A 17,018-nucleotide genomic window follows, 5' to 3' on the forward strand; every position below is an offset into this window, starting at 1 on the left:
GAAGATGAGTTATGGCAAACGAAAGCCAATCTCGAACTGCTAGAAGAAAACAACAACAACAAAGTAAACAATCAAAAAAGAAAAATAGGTCTATTTGGAAAAAGATTCTCCTTACAATTGGGGTTATCTTTTTAATTGCTACAATTAGCGTTGGTGGGCTATTCGGATATTATGTTGCTACGGCACCAGATTTGGACAGTTCTCTTCTGTCAGATCCAGCATCAACGAAAGTCTATGATATGAATAAAGATCTGTACGCAGATTTAGGAGCAGAAAAAAGGACAAAGATCTCATACAATGATATACCAGAAGTTTTAAGAAACGCTGTTTTAGCAACAGAAGATGTTCGTTTTTTTGATCATTCTGGTATTGATCTTCGCCGTATTGGTGGTGCGATCATTGCTAACTTTACAGATGGTTTTGGTTCTGAAGGAGCAAGTACCATTACACAACAAGTAGTTAAGGATTCTTTCTTATCTACAGATAAGACAATTAAACGTAAAGTTCAAGAACAATGGTTAGCCATTCAATTAGACCGAAAATATTCAAAAGAAGAAATTTTAGAAATGTACTTAAATAAGATTTATTACGGCTCTGGAGCATATGGTGTTGCTACAGCATCGGAAACTTATTTCGGTAAAACAGATTTAAGTGAATTAACTCTTCCAGAAGCGGCATTGTTAGCTGGTCTTCCACAACGACCATCTGCATACGATCCAACAGTCAATCCTGATTTAGCTAAAGAAAGAATGAACACAGTACTTAGCTTAATGGTACGACACGGAAAGATCACAGAAGCGGAAGCGGAAGAAGCTAAACAAGTCGAAATAGAAGATATGTTGAATCCTACATCGAAACAAGATGTTAAGTACCAAGCTTTTATACAAAAGGTCGCTGAAGAAGTAGAAAGAGAAACTGGAGCAAATATTTATACAGATGGATTAGAAGTATACACTACGCTTGATCCAAAAGCTCAAAAACAAGTTGAATTTTTATTGTCCGACGCTGAAGAGAATCCGATTAAATATAGTGATGAAGAGATACAATCTGGAGTTGCTGTTTTAGATACTACATCAGGTGCAATCCGTGCCATTGGTGGCGGACGAAATAGAGAAAATAACAACGGTTGGAACTATGCTTTCCAAGGTGATGGTAGACAAGCAGGTTCTGTGATTAAGCCAATATTAGATTATGGTCCAGCAATTGAATACCTTAACTGGTCTACCTATCATCAAATTAATGATGATGCACCGTATGAACTGAAAGGAACTGGTGGAAAGTCAGTTAAAAACTGGAACAATAAGTATCAAGGCTGGATGAGTGCACGCTATGCCTTACAATGGTCACTAAACGTCCCTGCTTTAAAGACACTTGAGGAAGTAGGAATATCAAAAGCTGCCGAATTTGCTGAAGGGATTGGAATTAAATTAAAGGACAATCCTACAATTACAGAAGGTATTGGTGGTGGCGATTCTAGCGCTACCCCACTTCAAATGGCTGGAGCATATAGCGCATTTGGAAATGAAGGTGTTTATAATGAGCCTTATTCAGTAACAGAAATTGTTTATAGTGATGGACAAAGTGAAAAGTTCAAGTCAGAACCTAAAGCAGCGATGTCTGATGCGACAGCGTATATGATTACCGACATGCTTAAAGATGTTGTTAATAGCGGAACAGGTACAAGAGCAAAAGTATCTGGTTTACCAATGGCAGGTAAAACTGGAACAACAAACTTAGAAGATGGGCCTGGTAGTCCAGATGCATGGTTTGCTGGATATACTCGCAATTATTCCATTGCTGTATGGTCTGGATATGGTGGCACAAATCAAAAAGCACTACCAAATACAAATATATCACAACAAATTTTTAAAGAACTGATGAGTCATATTTCTGAAGGAAAAGATACACCAAACTTTAAGAAGCCAAGCTCTGTGGTGGAAGTTGCAGTTGAAAAAGGATCGAATCCCGCTAAACTTCCAAGTGAATATACACCAGAGAGTCAGATTGTCACAGAATTATTTAAGAAAGGCCATGAGCCAAGTAAAACATCTGAAAAATATGATCAGCTAGATCCAGTAAGTGGACTGAAAGCTGAATATGACGAGGAAGAAAATATTATATCTGTTTCCTGGGATTACGATGGTGATCAAGATGTTAGCTTTATCGTAAATGCAGGTGGCGATAATAATACCACTACAGATGACACAAAAATTGATATCTCTAACGTAGAAAAAGGTAAAACTTACACCATAAGTGTTACAGCAGTTGATTCTAGTAACGAAGGAAATATTAGTGAAGCTAAATCGGTGCAAGTGAAAGTGCCAGAAGAAGAAAAAGAAGAAGAACCGGAAGAAGAAGAATCTGATCCTGAAAACCCTAACGAAAATGGGGATGGAACTGATGATAATGGACAAACAGAAGGAAACTCAGGTAATGGCAATAGTGAAGATGGTAGTTCTGAAGGTGGAGATGATGAAACTACTACAGATCCCGAAAAACCTAAACCTGATAAGCCTAAACCAAAACCTGAAGAACCACAAACTAGTGAATAATAAATATAAAAACAAGAAGTCTTTTAATCGACTTCTTGTTTTTTTTGCAGTATAACTGCCTTTGCATATATCTTCTCTGTCTCTTTATACAATTCATTTAATTGAATATAGCTATGATATTGATGTGGTTGTTCAAGAATAAAAGGAATTCGTTCTTGACTGTTAAATGGTGCATAAGTAAATGAAGCCAGTACCGTATTTAAATCTTCATCATCCTGATAACTTTTATTATTTAATTCATATAATGCTTTAACTAGTTGTTTTGAAAAATGAATCATTGGCTTTTTTGCCTCTTGAAAACGTCGCTCACGAAAAAACGCTGCGATCACTTGTTGATTTTCTTTCCAATCACTAATTAATTTAGACACATCATTCTGCTTCACTTGATTCACGCTCCCTCTTCCTCATTCGTTTCTTCCCTTCACGACAGATGGACAATAACGGGCAAGAATCACATTGAGGATTCCTAGCTTTACAATGGTAGCGACCAAAGAAGATCATTCTATGGTGCGTGTCACTCCACTCTTCTCTTGGAATTTTTCGCATTAATGTTTTCTCTACTTCTATTACAGAATCCTTCCAACGGCATATCCCTAAACGCTTTGATACTCTCTCTACATGTGTGTCCACAGCAATGGCAGGTTCTGAAAAAGCTACAGATGCAACAACATTTGCTGTTTTTCTTCCCACTCCAGCTAACGTTTCTAATTCTGCTTGTGTTTGAGGAACTTCCCCATCATAGTTATCTAATAATGATTGAGATAATTTCTGAATGTTTTTAGATTTATTACGATATAATCCAATCGAACGAATATCATTCTGTAGTTCTTCAATAGAAACAGCTAAAAAATCAGCAGGTGTTTTATATTTTTCAAATAAGTCTACTGTTACTTTATTAACTAGTGCATCTGTACATTGAGCAGACAAGACTACAGCTATGAGTAATTCAAAAGGATTTTTATGTCTTAACTCACAAGCGGCGTTTGGATACATTGATGCCATTGTATCTAGAATAAAACGAATCTCTTTTTTAGTAAGCATAAGTAAGCTCCTCTTTTTTATTCCTCTTCAAGCCAATTATAATATAACGATGTATCTCGTTTATTAACCTGTGTATTTCTCTCTAACTTTGTTTGATCTGTATGAAATGCCTTACTGTGCTCTCTTGCTTGATCGACTGTTTGAATTCCCTTACGTTTCCATTCTCTTAAAATTCGATCAATATATTTAAAATTCAGTTTGCTCATTAAGACCGCTTCTCTTAATGCTGCTTTAATAAGCGCAGGTTGCTGGTCATCGTCATCAATCCAAATATTCATTGTTTCTATTTCGATTGGAGACAACGCTCTTCCAAATTCTTGTTCAAACAATACAAAAATATTCATTTGATTTTGATCTAGAGTCTGATCATTCGCCTGGACCCTTGGATAATATAGCTTGTCCCATAACGATTCAAGAGAATAATATTCATTTATTGGTGAATTCTCTACATCAGATTCTTCAATCGTTAAAAAGCCTTTTTGAAGTAGCTGCCTTAATAAACCAGCACATGCTTGTTGATCAAATGTAGTTTCTAAAGCAAGCTCTTCTGGTGTAGGAAATGATACACCCATAGATTGATAATGAAAAATCTTCAAAATAATAACTAACTCTTTTTCATCAAGACCTAACCGTTGATAATTAGTTAAAAGTTTCGACGGTATACTTAATTGGTCCTGCAAAATTTCTTGAATCTTGTTATTGTTTTTCATTCGTACACCTCAGTAATAATTTACATTGTAATTTTTGTGCAAAAATTGCATTCGTTCCATTGAGTCATTTGTAGTCTTTTCTGTGTAAGAAAAACCCTTGACAGTTTTGTCAAAGGTTTCTTCTATTATGGATATAGACGATTTAATAAACGTGGAAATGGAATAGTCTCTCTTACATGCTCAACACCTGAAAGCCATGCAACAGTCCGTTCTAAGCCAAGACCAAAGCCAGCATGTGGTACACTACCGTATTGACGTAATTCCAGATACCATTGATATGCATCTCCAGATAATTGATGCTCTTCATAACGTTGTTTCATTAAGTCTAAATCATCAATTCGTTGTGAACCACCAATAATTTCTCCGTATCCTTCAGGTGCAATTAAGTCTGCACAAAGAACGACCTCTGGACGATTTGGATCAGGCTTCATGTAAAATGCTTTGATTTCTGTCGGATAATGTGTAATAAAAACAGGCTTCTCAAAGCTCTCTGCTATTGCTGTTTCGTGAGGTGATCCAAAGTCTTCTCCCCACTCTATATCGTCAAATCCTTTTTCTTTTAATAATGTTATTGCATCATCATAAGTAATGCGTGGGAACGGTGCTTGAATTTGTTTCAACTTTTCTACATCACGATCAAGTGTTTGCAGTTCTAGCGCGCAATTTGTTAGTACGGATTGAGCTAAATAAGATACATATTGCTCTTGCACTTCTAAGCTGTCTTCATGATCCATAAAGGCCATTTCAGGTTCAATCATCCAAAACTCTATTAAGTGTCTACGTGTTTTAGACTTTTCAGCACGGAATGTTGGTCCAAAAGAGAATACTTTTCCTAACGCCATTGCTGCTGCTTCCATATAAAGTTGGCCACTTTGTGATAAATATGCCTCTTGATCAAAATATTGTGTGTGAAATAATTCTGTTGTTCCTTCTGCAGCTGATCCAGTTAAGATCGGAGGATCTACCTTAATATATCCATTATCATTAAAGAACGTATATGTCGCTCGAATAATTTCATTTCTTATCTTCATAATTGCATGCTGTTTCTTAGAACGTAGCCATAAATGACGATGATCCATTAAAAACTCAGTGCCGTGCTCTTTAGGTGTGATTGGATAATCTGCTGATTCATGAATAACTTCTAGGGATGAAACTTGTAATTCATAACCAAAAGGAGAACGTGTATCTTCTACTACCGTTCCAGTTACATATAGTGACGTTTCTTGTGTTAAATTTTTTGCTAATTGAAATATTTCTTCACTAACGTCTGCTTTCACAACGACACCTTGAATAAAACCTGTACCATCTCTTAACTGCAAGAAGGCGATTTTTCCACTAGAGCGTTTATTAGCTAACCATGTTCCGATTGTTACTTCTTTTCCTACATAATGATTGACTTGATTAATTGTTGTTTTCAATTTTATTCCTCCATAAAACGATAAATGTCATTGATGGTTCTTCACAAAACGATGGATACGTTTCATCGCTTCTTCTAACTGGTCTAAACTAATTGCATAAGAAAGTCTTGCGTTATCAGGTGCTCCAAAGCCACTCCCAGGTACAAGCGCTACTTTCTCTTCTTCCAGAATTGCATCTACCCATGACTCTACGGAATCGAATCCGTTCATTCTAACTGCTTCCTTTACATTCGGAAACAAATAAAATGCACCATTAGGTTTAACACAAGTTATGCCTGGAATATCAATTAGCCATTGATATGATTTTTCTAATCTTTCTGAGAATGCTTGCTTCATTTCCTCTAGCTTTTGATCTGTTTGATTATAAGCTTCCATAGCGGCTATTTGCGCAATAGAAGTTGGGTTTGATGTAGAATGTGAAGCTAGGTTTGTCATTGCTTTAATAATTTCTTTTTTTCCTAATGCGTAGCCAATTCTCCAACCTGTCATAGCGTGTGATTTTGATACGCCATTGATAATAATTGTATTTTCCTTTAATTCAGGAGATATTTCTGCAATAGAAACATGTTTGTCACCTGTATATATTAATTTCTCGTATATTTCATCCGAAATAATAAATATATTGTGCTTCAAACATACTTCGCCTAATGCTTGTAGTTCTTGCTTTGAATACATCATTCCAGTTGGATTACTAGGAGAATTAATAATAACTGCCTTCGTTTTAGCTGTGATAGAACTTTCCAATTGTTCGGGTGTTAATTTAAATTGATTAGATTCACTAGCCTGTACATAAACAGGTTTTCCTTCAGCTAGTTTTATTTGTTCAGGATAACTAACCCAGTATGGTGTAGGGATAATTACTTCATCATCTGGATTAAGAAGCACTTGAAAGAGTGTGTACAATGCGTGTTTAGCTCCCGTTGTAACAATCACTTCTTCTCTTGTGTAATCCAGTTCTTGATCTACTTTCATTTTCTTAATTATTGCATCTTTTAACTCAACAATACCGCCAGAAGGTGTATATTTAGTAAAACCTTCTTGCATCGCTTTTGCAGCAGCATCTAATATGTATGAAGGTGTATTGAAATCTGGTTCTCCTGCTCCTAAACCTATCACATCATGACCAGATTGCTTTAAAGCTTTTGCTTTTGCTGTTATAGCTAAAGTCGTTGATGGTGTTAATGCTTGTACGCGAGCTGCTAAATCCATATAATCACCTTTCTATTGTTTATATTTTTTAGAAAAAGAAACACCACTTTCTAATTCCCCATTGTCTAATCGATAATAACGATAGGTTAATCGATCATTTGTATCAAAATAAGACAATTCTAACAGCGGAACATTTGACCGAATCCCATAGTTAGATTGTAATAATTGACAATTTCTGCATTCTGATTTCCATTGATTCTCTATATTGCTCTTTTGCACTAATTCACTTGTTAAAAAAGTAAGCACTTCTTGTTCTGGCTTCGATTGATTTACATAAGCAAGCATTTGTTCATTGCTAGCCGTTGTTCCGCTCACAACATGGTAATACATTTGTCCATGAAAACGAGTGACACGGTCGATTTCTTCTATATCTGTTTCACTTAAAACACGTTCTCTTGATTCAGAAAATCCTTCCTTTTTACTATCTTGAACATCTTGGTATATATTCACAAAATAAACAGTTATTACGATAAAGGAAAGAAATACAACGACGAGCATCCACTTTAACCAACTAGGTACGATAGATAGTAAAGATTGCTGTCTCATCATCTTCCTCATCTAGCGCTAAACCAAACATTAAATCATCTTCCTTTAATGTGCGATTTAAGCTATCTACAATTTTGTATAATTCACTTGTGTATGCCAGCCGAACGGTTGAAAGTGTTTCAATTTTATTGTTCATTTTTTATACCCCTACTATTGGTTTTTGCTTATTTGCATTTATTACTACTTATAAATTTGTTCTTTACATATATACTACTAAGGAGTTGAAAAACAAATATGTATCCATTATAACAGTTTTCACGATTAATTTTGATGGACATTTGAATTTTTTTCAACAAAATTTAATCCTTACCCATTTTTTCGCTGTGTACAGAACTGTACACAGCTTTTTATTATGGCAATATTCGCTATGAAATAATTTGATAATCCTTTAAATTCATCCGAATAACCGTTGTACCCACCTTTTTTAACTGATACACTTCAATCCATGATTCATTTAGTCTTTGGAGTAATGCGTAATTTAATTTTCCTGATTTCACATTAAATATAATGCTAATATGCGGATCTATTTCCTTCAACAGTTTTTCACTCGGCGAGTTTCCTTGAGCAAAGTCAGGGATTTTAATAATATCCGGTTTGTGATGAAGTTGTTGCTTTAATTCTTTTAATGTTGGTTGCTCAGAATATCCCATATATAAAATACTGTTTTCTCCATAAGAAATAGACAGTGTCATTTCTCCACTTCTAGACGATTCGTGTACATAGAATGTTAAATATTCTGATAGCGAATAGCTATTATTCGCGTCCCATTTTACTATTTTTGCTTGATCAACTAATTGTGTTAAATCTTTATTTTTCTGTGCCGTGATTACATTCTTCACATGAAAAGCTTCAACAATATGTTTTAAATTTCCTTGATAAGCAGCAGATTGGTTTGTCAGAATGATCTGATCGATATCTTCTACATGTAATTGCTGTAATTGTTTCATCAAGCTTTTTAAACTATAGTCAGACCCTGTATTAATTAAAAAGTTTTCACCTTCACTAGTTTGAATTAATGTGGCTTCACCATCAGGTATGTTCAAAAATGAAATAACCAACTGTTCCTGAGTTGAAACATGTGAATTATCTTGAGGTGCTAACAATATCGGAATAAAGAAAGCAACACAAACAATACGAATAATCAACTTTTTAATCATATCCATTACTTACGTCACCTACTTTATATTAGTACATAACGTTAGGATACGTCAGATTGCATCAATCATAACCATTTTTCTGCTGTTTCCAATAATTCTTTTGTGGCACGATAATGTATATCTACTGGCGGAATCGAATCAATAAAATATTTACCATATGAGGCAGTCATTAATCGTTCATCACATACAAAAACAATGCCGCGGTCGGTACTAGATCGAATTAATCGCCCAAATCCCTGTTTAAATCTTAAGACGGCATTTGGCAATGCAACAGACTTAAATGCATTCTTCCCTTCCCTTTCAGAAAGTAATGCTTTCGCTTGATAGATCGGATGTTTGGGTGGTTGGAATGGTAAACGTGCGATAACCACACAGGATAAGTCGCTACCTGGAATATCAATCCCTTCCCAAAAAGAGTTTGTACCAAGTAATATGGCTTGATTAAATGATTGAAAATTTTTCTTTAATCGTGAACGACTTCCACTAGAAATACCTTGTGCAATAAGAATATATTCTTCCTGATCCATCCATTCATACAATAATTGATATGATTTCTTTAACATGTCGTAGGATGTAAATAATACCAACATTCTACCCTTAGTAACTTGTGCAAGAGATAGAATTGCTTCACACATTGCGTAAATAAAATCATCTGTTTGGTTGTATTGCATGGCCGGAAAGTCATTTGGGACGAATAACTGTACCTGATCTTGATAATCATATGGTGAACTAATTTGTTTTTCTAATAAAGCATTGTAATTAAAGCCTAATCGTTCCTTGAAAATACCGAAATCATTTTTCATGGTAAGTGTTGCACTAGTTAAAACAACACTTTCTAAACGGTTAAATAGTTGTTCTTGTAGTAAGTGTCCAATTTCTGTTGGCTCTTGATATAGATAGACAGCATTTTTTGCTCCGTTGCTTTCTATCTCTACCCATCTTACTTCTAAATCTGACAAAGGTACCAAAAAATATGAATTTAATTGGTCAATAACATGTTGCATTTCTTCCATATAACGTACTAAAGTATCCGTTAAATCGACTAGGAAATTTTGTTGGGATGTAATTAATTTCACTTGTGATAAGATATGAATTAGATCAATAAAATAAAATCGCACACGTTCTGTTATATTTAATATAGCTTCCCATTGTTTATCTGTATCATGTTTTAGTGTATATTGATATCTTCCAATATCACTTATTCCAATTTGATTTGTATGCTTTCTTTGTACATATTGAAATAAACTTCTGAATAATAGATCTAATTCTTCTTTAGCATCTCGCCATGTATCTTCCCACTGTAAATCCATTAGCAGTTTCTTGATCCTGTCATCTTTACTAGCTAATGCATATGTCACGCCATCATTCATAGAACCCACCGTTTTTAATAGCTGTTGTATCGATAAATAGTTTAATCGATAACCAAATTGTTTTGAAGCAGTAGTTTCAAAATGATGTGCCTCATCAATAATTAATTTATTAAAATGAGGTAATAAATCGATATCGCTTGTAAGATTTGCACAGACGAAAGCATGGTTTGTAATAATTAAATTTGCTTGTGTCGCTTTATTCTTCGCTCTTTCTAAAAACGAGCGCGTAAACCATGGTGAATTTACATCTAATTTCCCTTCAGCTTCAGCAGAGACCGATTTCGCAAAAAGTTCGCCACTAGAAGGTAAGCTAAGTTCATCAAAGTCGCCTGTTGTTGTTTCGGTAAGCCAAATTAACATGATCGCTTTTGTTAATGTAATATCATAGTTGTCTATCTCATTAAACTGCATGGACTGTTCAAATTTAACTAAGCTTACATAATGTTGTTTTCCCTTCATGACAGTAGCTCGAAATTGAAAAGGCAATATTTGTTCTAATAATGGCATTTCTTTTTCTATTAATTGTGTTTGTAGCTGGGTTAAGTGTGTGCTAATTACAATTCTTTCATCATACTTAACTGCTTGATAAATTGCCGGGATTAAATAAGCCAATGTTTTACCGGTTCCAGTTCCAGCTTCAATTACTGCATGTTGTCTTGATTGAAATGCGTCATGGATGAACGTTGACATTTCATATTGCCCTGCACGTTTTTCATAATGATTGATTTGCTGCTTAAAGCCTGATGCATCATCAAATAAGTGATCAATCAGTTCTCCAAATGATGGAACCTGTTGTTGTAAATCTATATTTGTTTGTGGTTGTTTTTTTAATGCAAATCCACGAAAAATTTCAATTTCATCTTCATCAAACGTTTCTAAAACAGATTGATGCGTTAACTGGTCCAGTATCGATGATAAATCACTTTTAAGTTTTGGCGCCAATTTTGTTAAATGATTAATTAATTCGTATGGTTTCCGAGCTAATTTTTCCAATAAAAAATTCAGCAAATGTGCAGTAACAAGTGCATCAGATAGAGCACGATGAGGTGCGTCATGTGTAAGAGATAATTGTTTCCCTAGATGTTCTAATTTGTAACTAGGTGCTTGAGGTAATAAAATTCGTGATAGCTCAACGGTATCTAGGATTGGAAGTTGTATCGTTTCAATTCCCACACGTTCAAATTCAGCATTTAAAAAACCTAAATCAAAAGGAACATTGTGTGCAACAAAATAACCTTCTTGAAAATAAGCTCTTATCTCTAATGCTACTTCTTCAAATGAAGGAGCCTGTTGAACATGTGAATTACTAATCCCTGTTAAATTCTCAATAAACGGTGTGATTTCGACATTGGGATTAATTAATGTTGTATATTGATTTACAATACTACCTTCTTCTAGTACAACTATACCAATTTCAATCATTCTGTCACCGTTTCTAGGTTTATGTCCAGTCGTTTCTAAATCAACAATGATATATTTGTTCAATTTACTCATCCTTAATATCTGGCTCTCTTGTTGCGTGAGACTTAATTAACAGATATATTACTTAAATGCTGACGCTAAAAATAAAACTCCTACCAAATAAATTCTTGATAAGAGTTTTACAATTACATCACTGATAATGGGGCTTCCTGTTCTATCACTTGTACGACTTCATTATCTTCATTCATAATAGCAACTTTTGGTTTGAAATTTTCTAATTCTTCGTCAGCTAGTGAAGCATATGCAACAATGATAATGATATCATCAGGCTGAACAAGTCTTGCGGCAGCACCATTCAGACAAACTACCTTACTTCCTCGTTCTCCTGGAATAACATATGTCTCCAACCTTGCGCCATTATTGTTATTAACAATTTGCACTTTTTCATGTGGTAGAATTCCTACTTGATCAATAATGTCTTGATCAATTGTAATACTACCTACATAATTAAGATTCGCTTCTGTTACCTTGGCACGATGTATCTTTGCATGCATCATAGTACGATACATCATAAAACCCCCTATCATGCTATATGATCAATCTTACCATCAGCGGACATAATAAAATTATCAATTAATCTTGCTTTATCAAACTGCACAGCAACTGCAATAATAAATGGTTGATTTATTACTTTTAATGGCTGTAATGTTGGAAAAGCAAGGATTTCTACATAATCTATTGTACCACTTGTATTTGATTGAATATATTTTTTTACTTCATTCACTATGATAGCAGGATTTTTTTCACCGTCAAATATTTTCTTTTGTGCTAAACATAAACTTTGATAAAGATGAACAGCTTCATCTCTCTCTTTTTTCGATAAATAAACATTTCTACTACTTTTAGCTAATCCATCGTTTTCACGTACAGTTGAAACGGGATGTAGTGTTATCGGGAAGTTTAAATTCTTAATCATTTGGTCTACTACAGCTACTTGTTGTGCATCTTTTTTACCAAAATATACATGATCTGCTTGCGTAATATGAAATAGTTTCGTTAAGACAGTAACAACACCTGAAAAATGCCCAGGTCTAGATTTACCGCAAAGAACATCTACTCGATCTGTTACTGACACCTCTATTCCCATTTGCTCCGGATACATCTCATCTACTGTAGGTAGAAATAAATAATCAACACCATGATCTTCTGCGATTTGCTTATCGCGTTCTTCATCTCTAGGATATTTCTCAAAATCTTCCGTAGGACCAAATTGTAGCGGATTAACAAAAATACTCATAATAACTACATCATTATTCTTTCTCGCTTCATCCACCAATGTCGTATGCCCTTCATGCAAATAACCCATGGTTGGTACAAATCCAATTGTCTTAGGACTTTGTTTCATTTTTTTTACTTCATTTTGCATTTCTTGAATCGCTCGAATGACTTTCATTAAAGATCCCCCATTTTTAATGACTGTTTCAGATCTTCTGAAAGGAAGTAACTTTGGCTTTCATTAGGAAATGATACTTGCTTTACGTCTGAAATATATTCAGAAATCGCTTTTGGAATAGAACTATTTAAATCTTCATACGTCTTGACGAATTTAGGTAAGCGTTGAACACCGTATTGTAAAATGTCATGATACACTAGTACTTGTCCATCACAGTTTGGTCCAGCGCCAATACCAATCGTTGGAATAGTTAATTGGTTGGTAATATGGCTTGCTACTTCTTCTGGTATGCACTCTAATACAACACTAATTGCTCCACTAGCTTCTAACGCTTTCGCATCTTTAATTAGACGCGCTACGCTTTCCTTATCTTTTCCTTGTACGCGAAATCCGCCTAATACATTAACAGATTGAGGTGTTAGACCAATATGTCCGACTACGGGTATGCCAGCTTGAGTCAATTTAGAAATTAATGTTAATATTTCAGGTGTTGCGCCTTCTACTTTTAATGCTTGAGCATTTGTGGATTGAAATAGGCTTCTAGCATTTTTCATCGATTCTTCTATTGATATATGGTAAGACATAAAAGGCATGTCAACGACTACAAAAGTATTTGAAGCTCCTCTAGTAACTGCTTTTCCATGATGAATCATATCATTCATTGTAACTTGCACAGTTGAATCATAACCAAGTACGACCATCCCTAATGAATCCCCTACTAATATCATATCAACTTCAGCTTGCTCAGCTGCTTTTGCTGAAGGATAATCATAGGCTGTGATCATCGTAATTTTATCATTATTTTCTTTCATTTCTTGTAACGTTATTCTATTTTTCATTTTATTTCCTCCTAGCTACCAATCGATTTCGGCAGAGTACAAAGTAATTATTTGATTATGGCTATTCTGAACTAATAACGCACCATCTTCATTTATTCCTTTTATTATGCCCTGACTTTGCACATTTCCACTATGATAAGTAACATTTTCGTTCATTTTATATCCGCGGTTTTCCCAGTTTGTTTTTATTTCTGAAAAGCCTGTATCTAGATATCGGTCATATGCTTTTTCAAATGCGTGTAGTACGGCTTGAATTAATTCTCTTATCGAATAGACATGACTCGTCTCTTCTCTTAAAGAGGTCGCTTTATTTATTATTTCATCTGGTAATTCACTTGTGAGTTGATTCACATTAATTCCAATTCCTATAACAAGATGTTGAATTTGATCTTGCTCCGCTTGCATCTCTGTTAAAATGCCAGCTACTTTTTTATCACCAATAAATAGATCATTTGGCCATTTTATTCTTATATCTAACTCTGTTTTTTTGGACAAAACATCAGCTAATACGGTCCCTGTTAACAATGTAAACTGCGGTGCATGTGCAGGCAATACCTTTGGACGCAAAACAATACTCATCCAAATACCGTCCTCATTGTTTGAGTACCACGTACGGTTCATTCGACCTCTTCCTGCTTCTTGCTTATTCGCTATGACAACCGTTCCGTGATTACAACCTTGTTGCGCTAATATATTGGCTTTCGTCTGTGTTGAGTCAATCTCCTCGAAAAATTCAATTGATTTACCTAACCAGTTCGTATTTAAACCCCATTGCAGCGTGTTCTCACTTAATTTAGTTGGTGTAGAAATAATACGATACCCTTTATTAGGGATCGCTTCTATTAAATACCCATCTTCTTTTAGCACTTTCATTTGTTTCCAAACTGCGGTTCTTGATATTTTTAACTGATCTGAGATAGATTGTCCTGAGATATAAGAATCACTGTTCGCAGCTAGCAGAGCCATTATGCGTTCTCGGGTGGATGACACGTTTGAACCCACTCCTTTATATCGTTATAATTATTAGTTAATTTTTTAGTTACTATGGCATACTCTATCTCATCTAAATATTCTTTTAGCCAAGGACCTTTCAATCGATCAGGATAAATTTTTATCAAATCATTTCCAGAAAATGCGATCATTTTTTTATTTTGAATCGGCAATTCTTTTGCCATTTTTTGAAGTTGATTTTTGTTTATTTCTTCACCAGAATCAATCTTTACTAAACGAATAAAAGAATCATACAATTCATCCGGTAATTGATAAATCAGCCATGGTGTTAAACCGTATGTTGTAAACAATTCCACGCTTTCAACTAAATGTTTTGTTGCATGAAACGTTTGGTTTGACTGTTTCCACTCTTTAACTATATCCTTTATTTCGATCGCTGGAATCTTTATATTTATGTAGGCAAATACTTCATGCAAACCGTTTAATGGTGTATGAACGTTTAATAATAACGAAGAAACATCATCAATTTTGCTAAAAACAGGGAGGTTGCTCCACAAGTTCAATTTCGAACATAAAAAAATAGCATCTGTTAAATAATCACCTTTAAATAATTTCTCTATCTCATTCGCTAATCGCTCAACGGCAAGTGTCTCAATCAATTCCATAGATGTCCCCATTGCCGCTAACGTATCTCTCTCAATAGAAAAACCTAATTGACTTACAAAACGAAACGCTCGAATAATGCGCAATGCATCCTCCATAAATCGATCATTAGGATTTCCAACTGTTCGAATTTTTTTATTGCGAATGTCATTCTTTCCATTAAAAGGATCGAACAGATCACCCGATCGATCCATTGCTATTGCATTCATCGTAAAGTCTCGTCTACTCAAATCAAGGTTTAAATCTGTTATGAATATGACCTGATCTGGATGTCTGTTATCTGAATACGAACCTTCTGAGCGAAAAGTTGTCACTTCAAATGATTCGTGATTGTGTCTAACAATGACTGTTCCGTGTTCTATACCAACCGGAATTACTTTAGGAAAAATTTCCTGTATAGCGGATGGCTGCGCTGAAGTAGCTATGTCTACATCGGTAATTGGTATATTTAAGATATGGTTGCGAACAGAGCCCCCAACAAAAAAAGCTTGATAACCAGCTGTTTCGATTTTTTCTAATATTGGGAGAGCAGCTTCAAATTTAGAATCTAACATTTTTTCCACCTACAATAAGTCTTGGTAAATCGTCTCGTATTGATTAACAATTTCTGATGCAGTAAAACGTTCGTTTACATGTGCGACAGCATTTCTTGAAAAACGTTCCCATTTTTTCTGATCAGTTAATAATGGAATCGCTTTGTTTGCAAGGGTCTGTATATCACCAAGTTCTACAATGTATCCATTTTCCCCATCTTCAATTACTTCTGGTATCCCACCAACATTCGTACCAATACAAGGTACACCACAAGCCATTGCTTCAATCATGACGAGTCCAAAACTTTCTTTTTCAGATAAAAGTAATTTTAAATCAGAAATAGACATTAATTCTGCAATATTATTTTGTTTACCTAAAAACAACACATCATCTTCTAATCCAAGCTTTTTGACAAGATGATGCATTTCAGAATACTCCGGTCCATCACCAATTAATAAGAGCTTACTAGGAACTTCTTTATTGATAAGCTCAAATGAATAAATAACGTCTTGAATACGTTTTACCTTTCTAAAGTTAGAAATGTGTATGATTACTTTCTCATCTGGCTGAATAGCATACTGATTACGCAAATTACTGTTCTCTCGACGATAGTATTCATCTGTATCGACAAAATTATAGACAACATTCATTTCCTTTTCAACTGCTAACATTTCTTTTGTTTGGTTAATCAGACTGTTTGACACCGCAGTTACTGCATCTGACTTTTCAATACCGTATTTAATCATCTTTTTCAAACTATTATCGATGCCTAATACCGTGATATCTGTACCGTGTAATGTCGTAACAATCTTAACTTCCCTATTAGCCATCTCTTTTGCTAGAATAGCACAAATCGCATGAGGAACTGCATAATGTACATGTAATATATCTAACTCTTCTGTATCAATCACTTCAGCCATTTTATTTGCTAACGCTAAATCATACGGTGGATACTGAAATACAGGATAATGGTTTACTTCCACTTCATGAAAATAAATGTTCGGATAAATGTTATCCAATCGAAAAGGCATGCTTGATGTAATGAAATATACTTTATGACCTTGTTTGGCTAAGAATTTACCTAATTCAGTAGCAACAATACCGGAACCACCAACAGATGGGTAGCAAGTAATACCAATTTTTTTCATTTTAA

16 protein-coding genes are annotated in these 17,018 nt (G+C 34.7%); 1 reads left to right on the forward strand and 15 read right to left on the reverse strand.

Features of this window, described 5'->3' with window-relative positions; translation table 11 throughout:
• The first annotated feature begins 11 nt into the window (after positions 1–11).
• Positions 12–2,552 carry a penicillin-binding protein 1A gene (locus HP569_RS01905; RefSeq protein WP_182199382.1) on the forward strand — a complete coding sequence of 847 codons (2,541 nt, stop codon included), beginning with the start codon at positions 12–14 and terminating at the stop codon, positions 2,550–2,552.
• A 23-nt stretch (positions 2,553–2,575) separates the two neighbouring features.
• Here the strand turns inward: HP569_RS01905 and HP569_RS01910 are convergent, their stop codons facing one another.
• From HP569_RS01910 to bshA, 15 genes are all read right to left on the reverse strand, one after another.
• Positions 2,576–2,944, reverse strand: a complete 369-nt coding sequence (locus HP569_RS01910; RefSeq protein WP_182199383.1) for a YpoC family protein — start codon at positions 2,942–2,944, stop codon at positions 2,576–2,578.
• The gene (gene nth / locus HP569_RS01915) at positions 2,922–3,593 is read right to left on the reverse strand and encodes an endonuclease III (protein ID WP_182199384.1); all 672 of its coding nucleotides are present in this window, start codon (positions 3,591–3,593) and stop codon (positions 2,922–2,924) included. Before nth ends, HP569_RS01910 begins: the two co-directional genes overlap by 23 nt.
• 17 nt (positions 3,594–3,610) lie before the next feature.
• Positions 3,611–4,303, reverse strand: coding sequence for a DnaD domain-containing protein (locus tag HP569_RS01920; RefSeq protein WP_182199385.1), 693 nt, complete (start codon positions 4,301–4,303; stop codon positions 3,611–3,613).
• 125 nt (positions 4,304–4,428) lie between these two features.
• The gene (asnS, locus tag HP569_RS01925; protein ID WP_182199386.1) at positions 4,429–5,721 is read right to left on the reverse strand and encodes an asparagine--tRNA ligase; all 1,293 of its coding nucleotides are present in this window, start codon (positions 5,719–5,721) and stop codon (positions 4,429–4,431) included.
• 27 nt (positions 5,722–5,748) lie between these two features.
• Positions 5,749–6,930: a pyridoxal phosphate-dependent aminotransferase gene (locus HP569_RS01930; RefSeq protein ID WP_182199387.1), complete on the reverse strand. Its 1,182-nt coding sequence runs from the start codon at positions 6,928–6,930 to the stop codon at positions 5,749–5,751.
• A 12-nt stretch (positions 6,931–6,942) separates the two neighbouring features.
• Positions 6,943–7,476, reverse strand: coding sequence for a cell wall elongation regulator TseB-like domain-containing protein (locus tag HP569_RS01935; protein WP_182199388.1), 534 nt, complete (start codon positions 7,474–7,476; stop codon positions 6,943–6,945).
• Positions 7,442–7,612, reverse strand: a complete 171-nt coding sequence (locus tag HP569_RS01940; protein ID WP_182199389.1) for a YpmA family protein — start codon at positions 7,610–7,612, stop codon at positions 7,442–7,444. Before HP569_RS01940 ends, HP569_RS01935 begins: the two co-directional genes overlap by 35 nt.
• Before the next feature lie 229 nt (positions 7,613–7,841).
• On the reverse strand, positions 7,842–8,639 hold the full coding sequence (locus HP569_RS01945) for a ComEC/Rec2 family competence protein (protein WP_182199390.1): 798 nt from the start codon (positions 8,637–8,639) through the stop codon (positions 7,842–7,844).
• Positions 8,640–8,698: 59 nt separating this feature from the next.
• Entirely contained in the window at positions 8,699–11,488 is a 2,790-nt protein-coding gene (dinG, locus tag HP569_RS01950; RefSeq protein WP_182199391.1) for an ATP-dependent DNA helicase DinG, read from the reverse strand.
• Between the two features lie 122 nt (positions 11,489–11,610).
• Positions 11,611–11,994, reverse strand: coding sequence for an aspartate 1-decarboxylase (gene panD, locus HP569_RS01955; RefSeq protein WP_182199392.1), 384 nt, complete (start codon positions 11,992–11,994; stop codon positions 11,611–11,613).
• Between the two features lie 14 nt (positions 11,995–12,008).
• Positions 12,009–12,878 carry a pantoate--beta-alanine ligase gene (panC, locus tag HP569_RS01960; protein ID WP_182199393.1) on the reverse strand — a complete coding sequence of 290 codons (870 nt, stop codon included), beginning with the start codon at positions 12,876–12,878 and terminating at the stop codon, positions 12,009–12,011.
• Positions 12,878–13,717 (reverse strand): 3-methyl-2-oxobutanoate hydroxymethyltransferase, encoded by an 840-nt coding sequence (gene panB, locus HP569_RS01965; protein ID WP_182199394.1) that lies wholly within the window; start codon positions 13,715–13,717, stop codon positions 12,878–12,880. The genes panC and panB overlap by 1 nt, the downstream gene beginning before the upstream one ends.
• 15 nt (positions 13,718–13,732) lie before the next feature.
• Positions 13,733–14,707 carry a biotin--[acetyl-CoA-carboxylase] ligase gene (locus HP569_RS01970; protein ID WP_182199395.1) on the reverse strand — a complete coding sequence of 325 codons (975 nt, stop codon included), beginning with the start codon at positions 14,705–14,707 and terminating at the stop codon, positions 13,733–13,735.
• Complete coding sequence (locus HP569_RS01975) at positions 14,683–15,885, reverse strand: CCA tRNA nucleotidyltransferase (protein ID WP_182199396.1); 1,203 nt, start codon at positions 15,883–15,885, stop codon at positions 14,683–14,685. The genes HP569_RS01970 and HP569_RS01975 overlap by 25 nt, the downstream gene beginning before the upstream one ends.
• A gap of 9 nt (positions 15,886–15,894) precedes the next feature.
• Complete coding sequence (gene bshA / locus HP569_RS01980; RefSeq protein WP_182199625.1) at positions 15,895–17,013, reverse strand: N-acetyl-alpha-D-glucosaminyl L-malate synthase BshA; 1,119 nt, start codon at positions 17,011–17,013, stop codon at positions 15,895–15,897.
• Positions 17,014–17,018 lie beyond the last annotated feature (5 nt).

This window comes from Paraliobacillus salinarum, assembly GCF_014083865.1.
Lineage (GTDB): Bacteria > Bacillota > Bacilli > Bacillales > Amphibacillaceae > Paraliobacillus > Paraliobacillus salinarum.

What these genes read in the sequence shown, in the direction of transcription:
- HP569_RS01975 (WP_182199396.1), bottom strand. Translation starts at nt 15,885, where the DNA reads ATGTTAGATTCTAAATTTGAAGCTGCTCTCCCAATATTAGAAAAAATC.
- HP569_RS01920 (WP_182199385.1), bottom strand. Translation starts at nt 4,303, where the DNA reads ATGAAAAACAATAACAAGATTCAAGAAATTTTGCAGGACCAATTAAGT.
- HP569_RS01930 (WP_182199387.1), bottom strand. Translation starts at nt 6,930, where the DNA reads ATGGATTTAGCAGCTCGCGTACAAGCATTAACACCATCAACGACTTTA.
- HP569_RS01945 (WP_182199390.1), bottom strand. Translation starts at nt 8,639, where the DNA reads ATGGATATGATTAAAAAGTTGATTATTCGTATTGTTTGTGTTGCTTTC.
- panB (WP_182199394.1), bottom strand. Translation starts at nt 13,717, where the DNA reads ATGAAAAATAGAATAACGTTACAAGAAATGAAAGAAAATAATGATAAA.
- panD (WP_182199392.1), bottom strand. Translation starts at nt 11,994, where the DNA reads ATGTATCGTACTATGATGCATGCAAAGATACATCGTGCCAAGGTAACA.
- nth (WP_182199384.1), bottom strand. Translation starts at nt 3,593, where the DNA reads ATGCTTACTAAAAAAGAGATTCGTTTTATTCTAGATACAATGGCATCA.
- panC (WP_182199393.1), bottom strand. Translation starts at nt 12,878, where the DNA reads ATGAAAGTCATTCGAGCGATTCAAGAAATGCAAAATGAAGTAAAAAAA.
- HP569_RS01905 (WP_182199382.1), top strand. Translation starts at nt 12, where the DNA reads ATGGCAAACGAAAGCCAATCTCGAACTGCTAGAAGAAAACAACAACAA.
- HP569_RS01935 (WP_182199388.1), bottom strand. Translation starts at nt 7,476, where the DNA reads ATGAGACAGCAATCTTTACTATCTATCGTACCTAGTTGGTTAAAGTGG.
- bshA (WP_182199625.1), bottom strand. Translation starts at nt 17,013, where the DNA reads ATGAAAAAAATTGGTATTACTTGCTACCCATCTGTTGGTGGTTCCGGT.
- HP569_RS01940 (WP_182199389.1), bottom strand. Translation starts at nt 7,612, where the DNA reads ATGAACAATAAAATTGAAACACTTTCAACCGTTCGGCTGGCATACACA.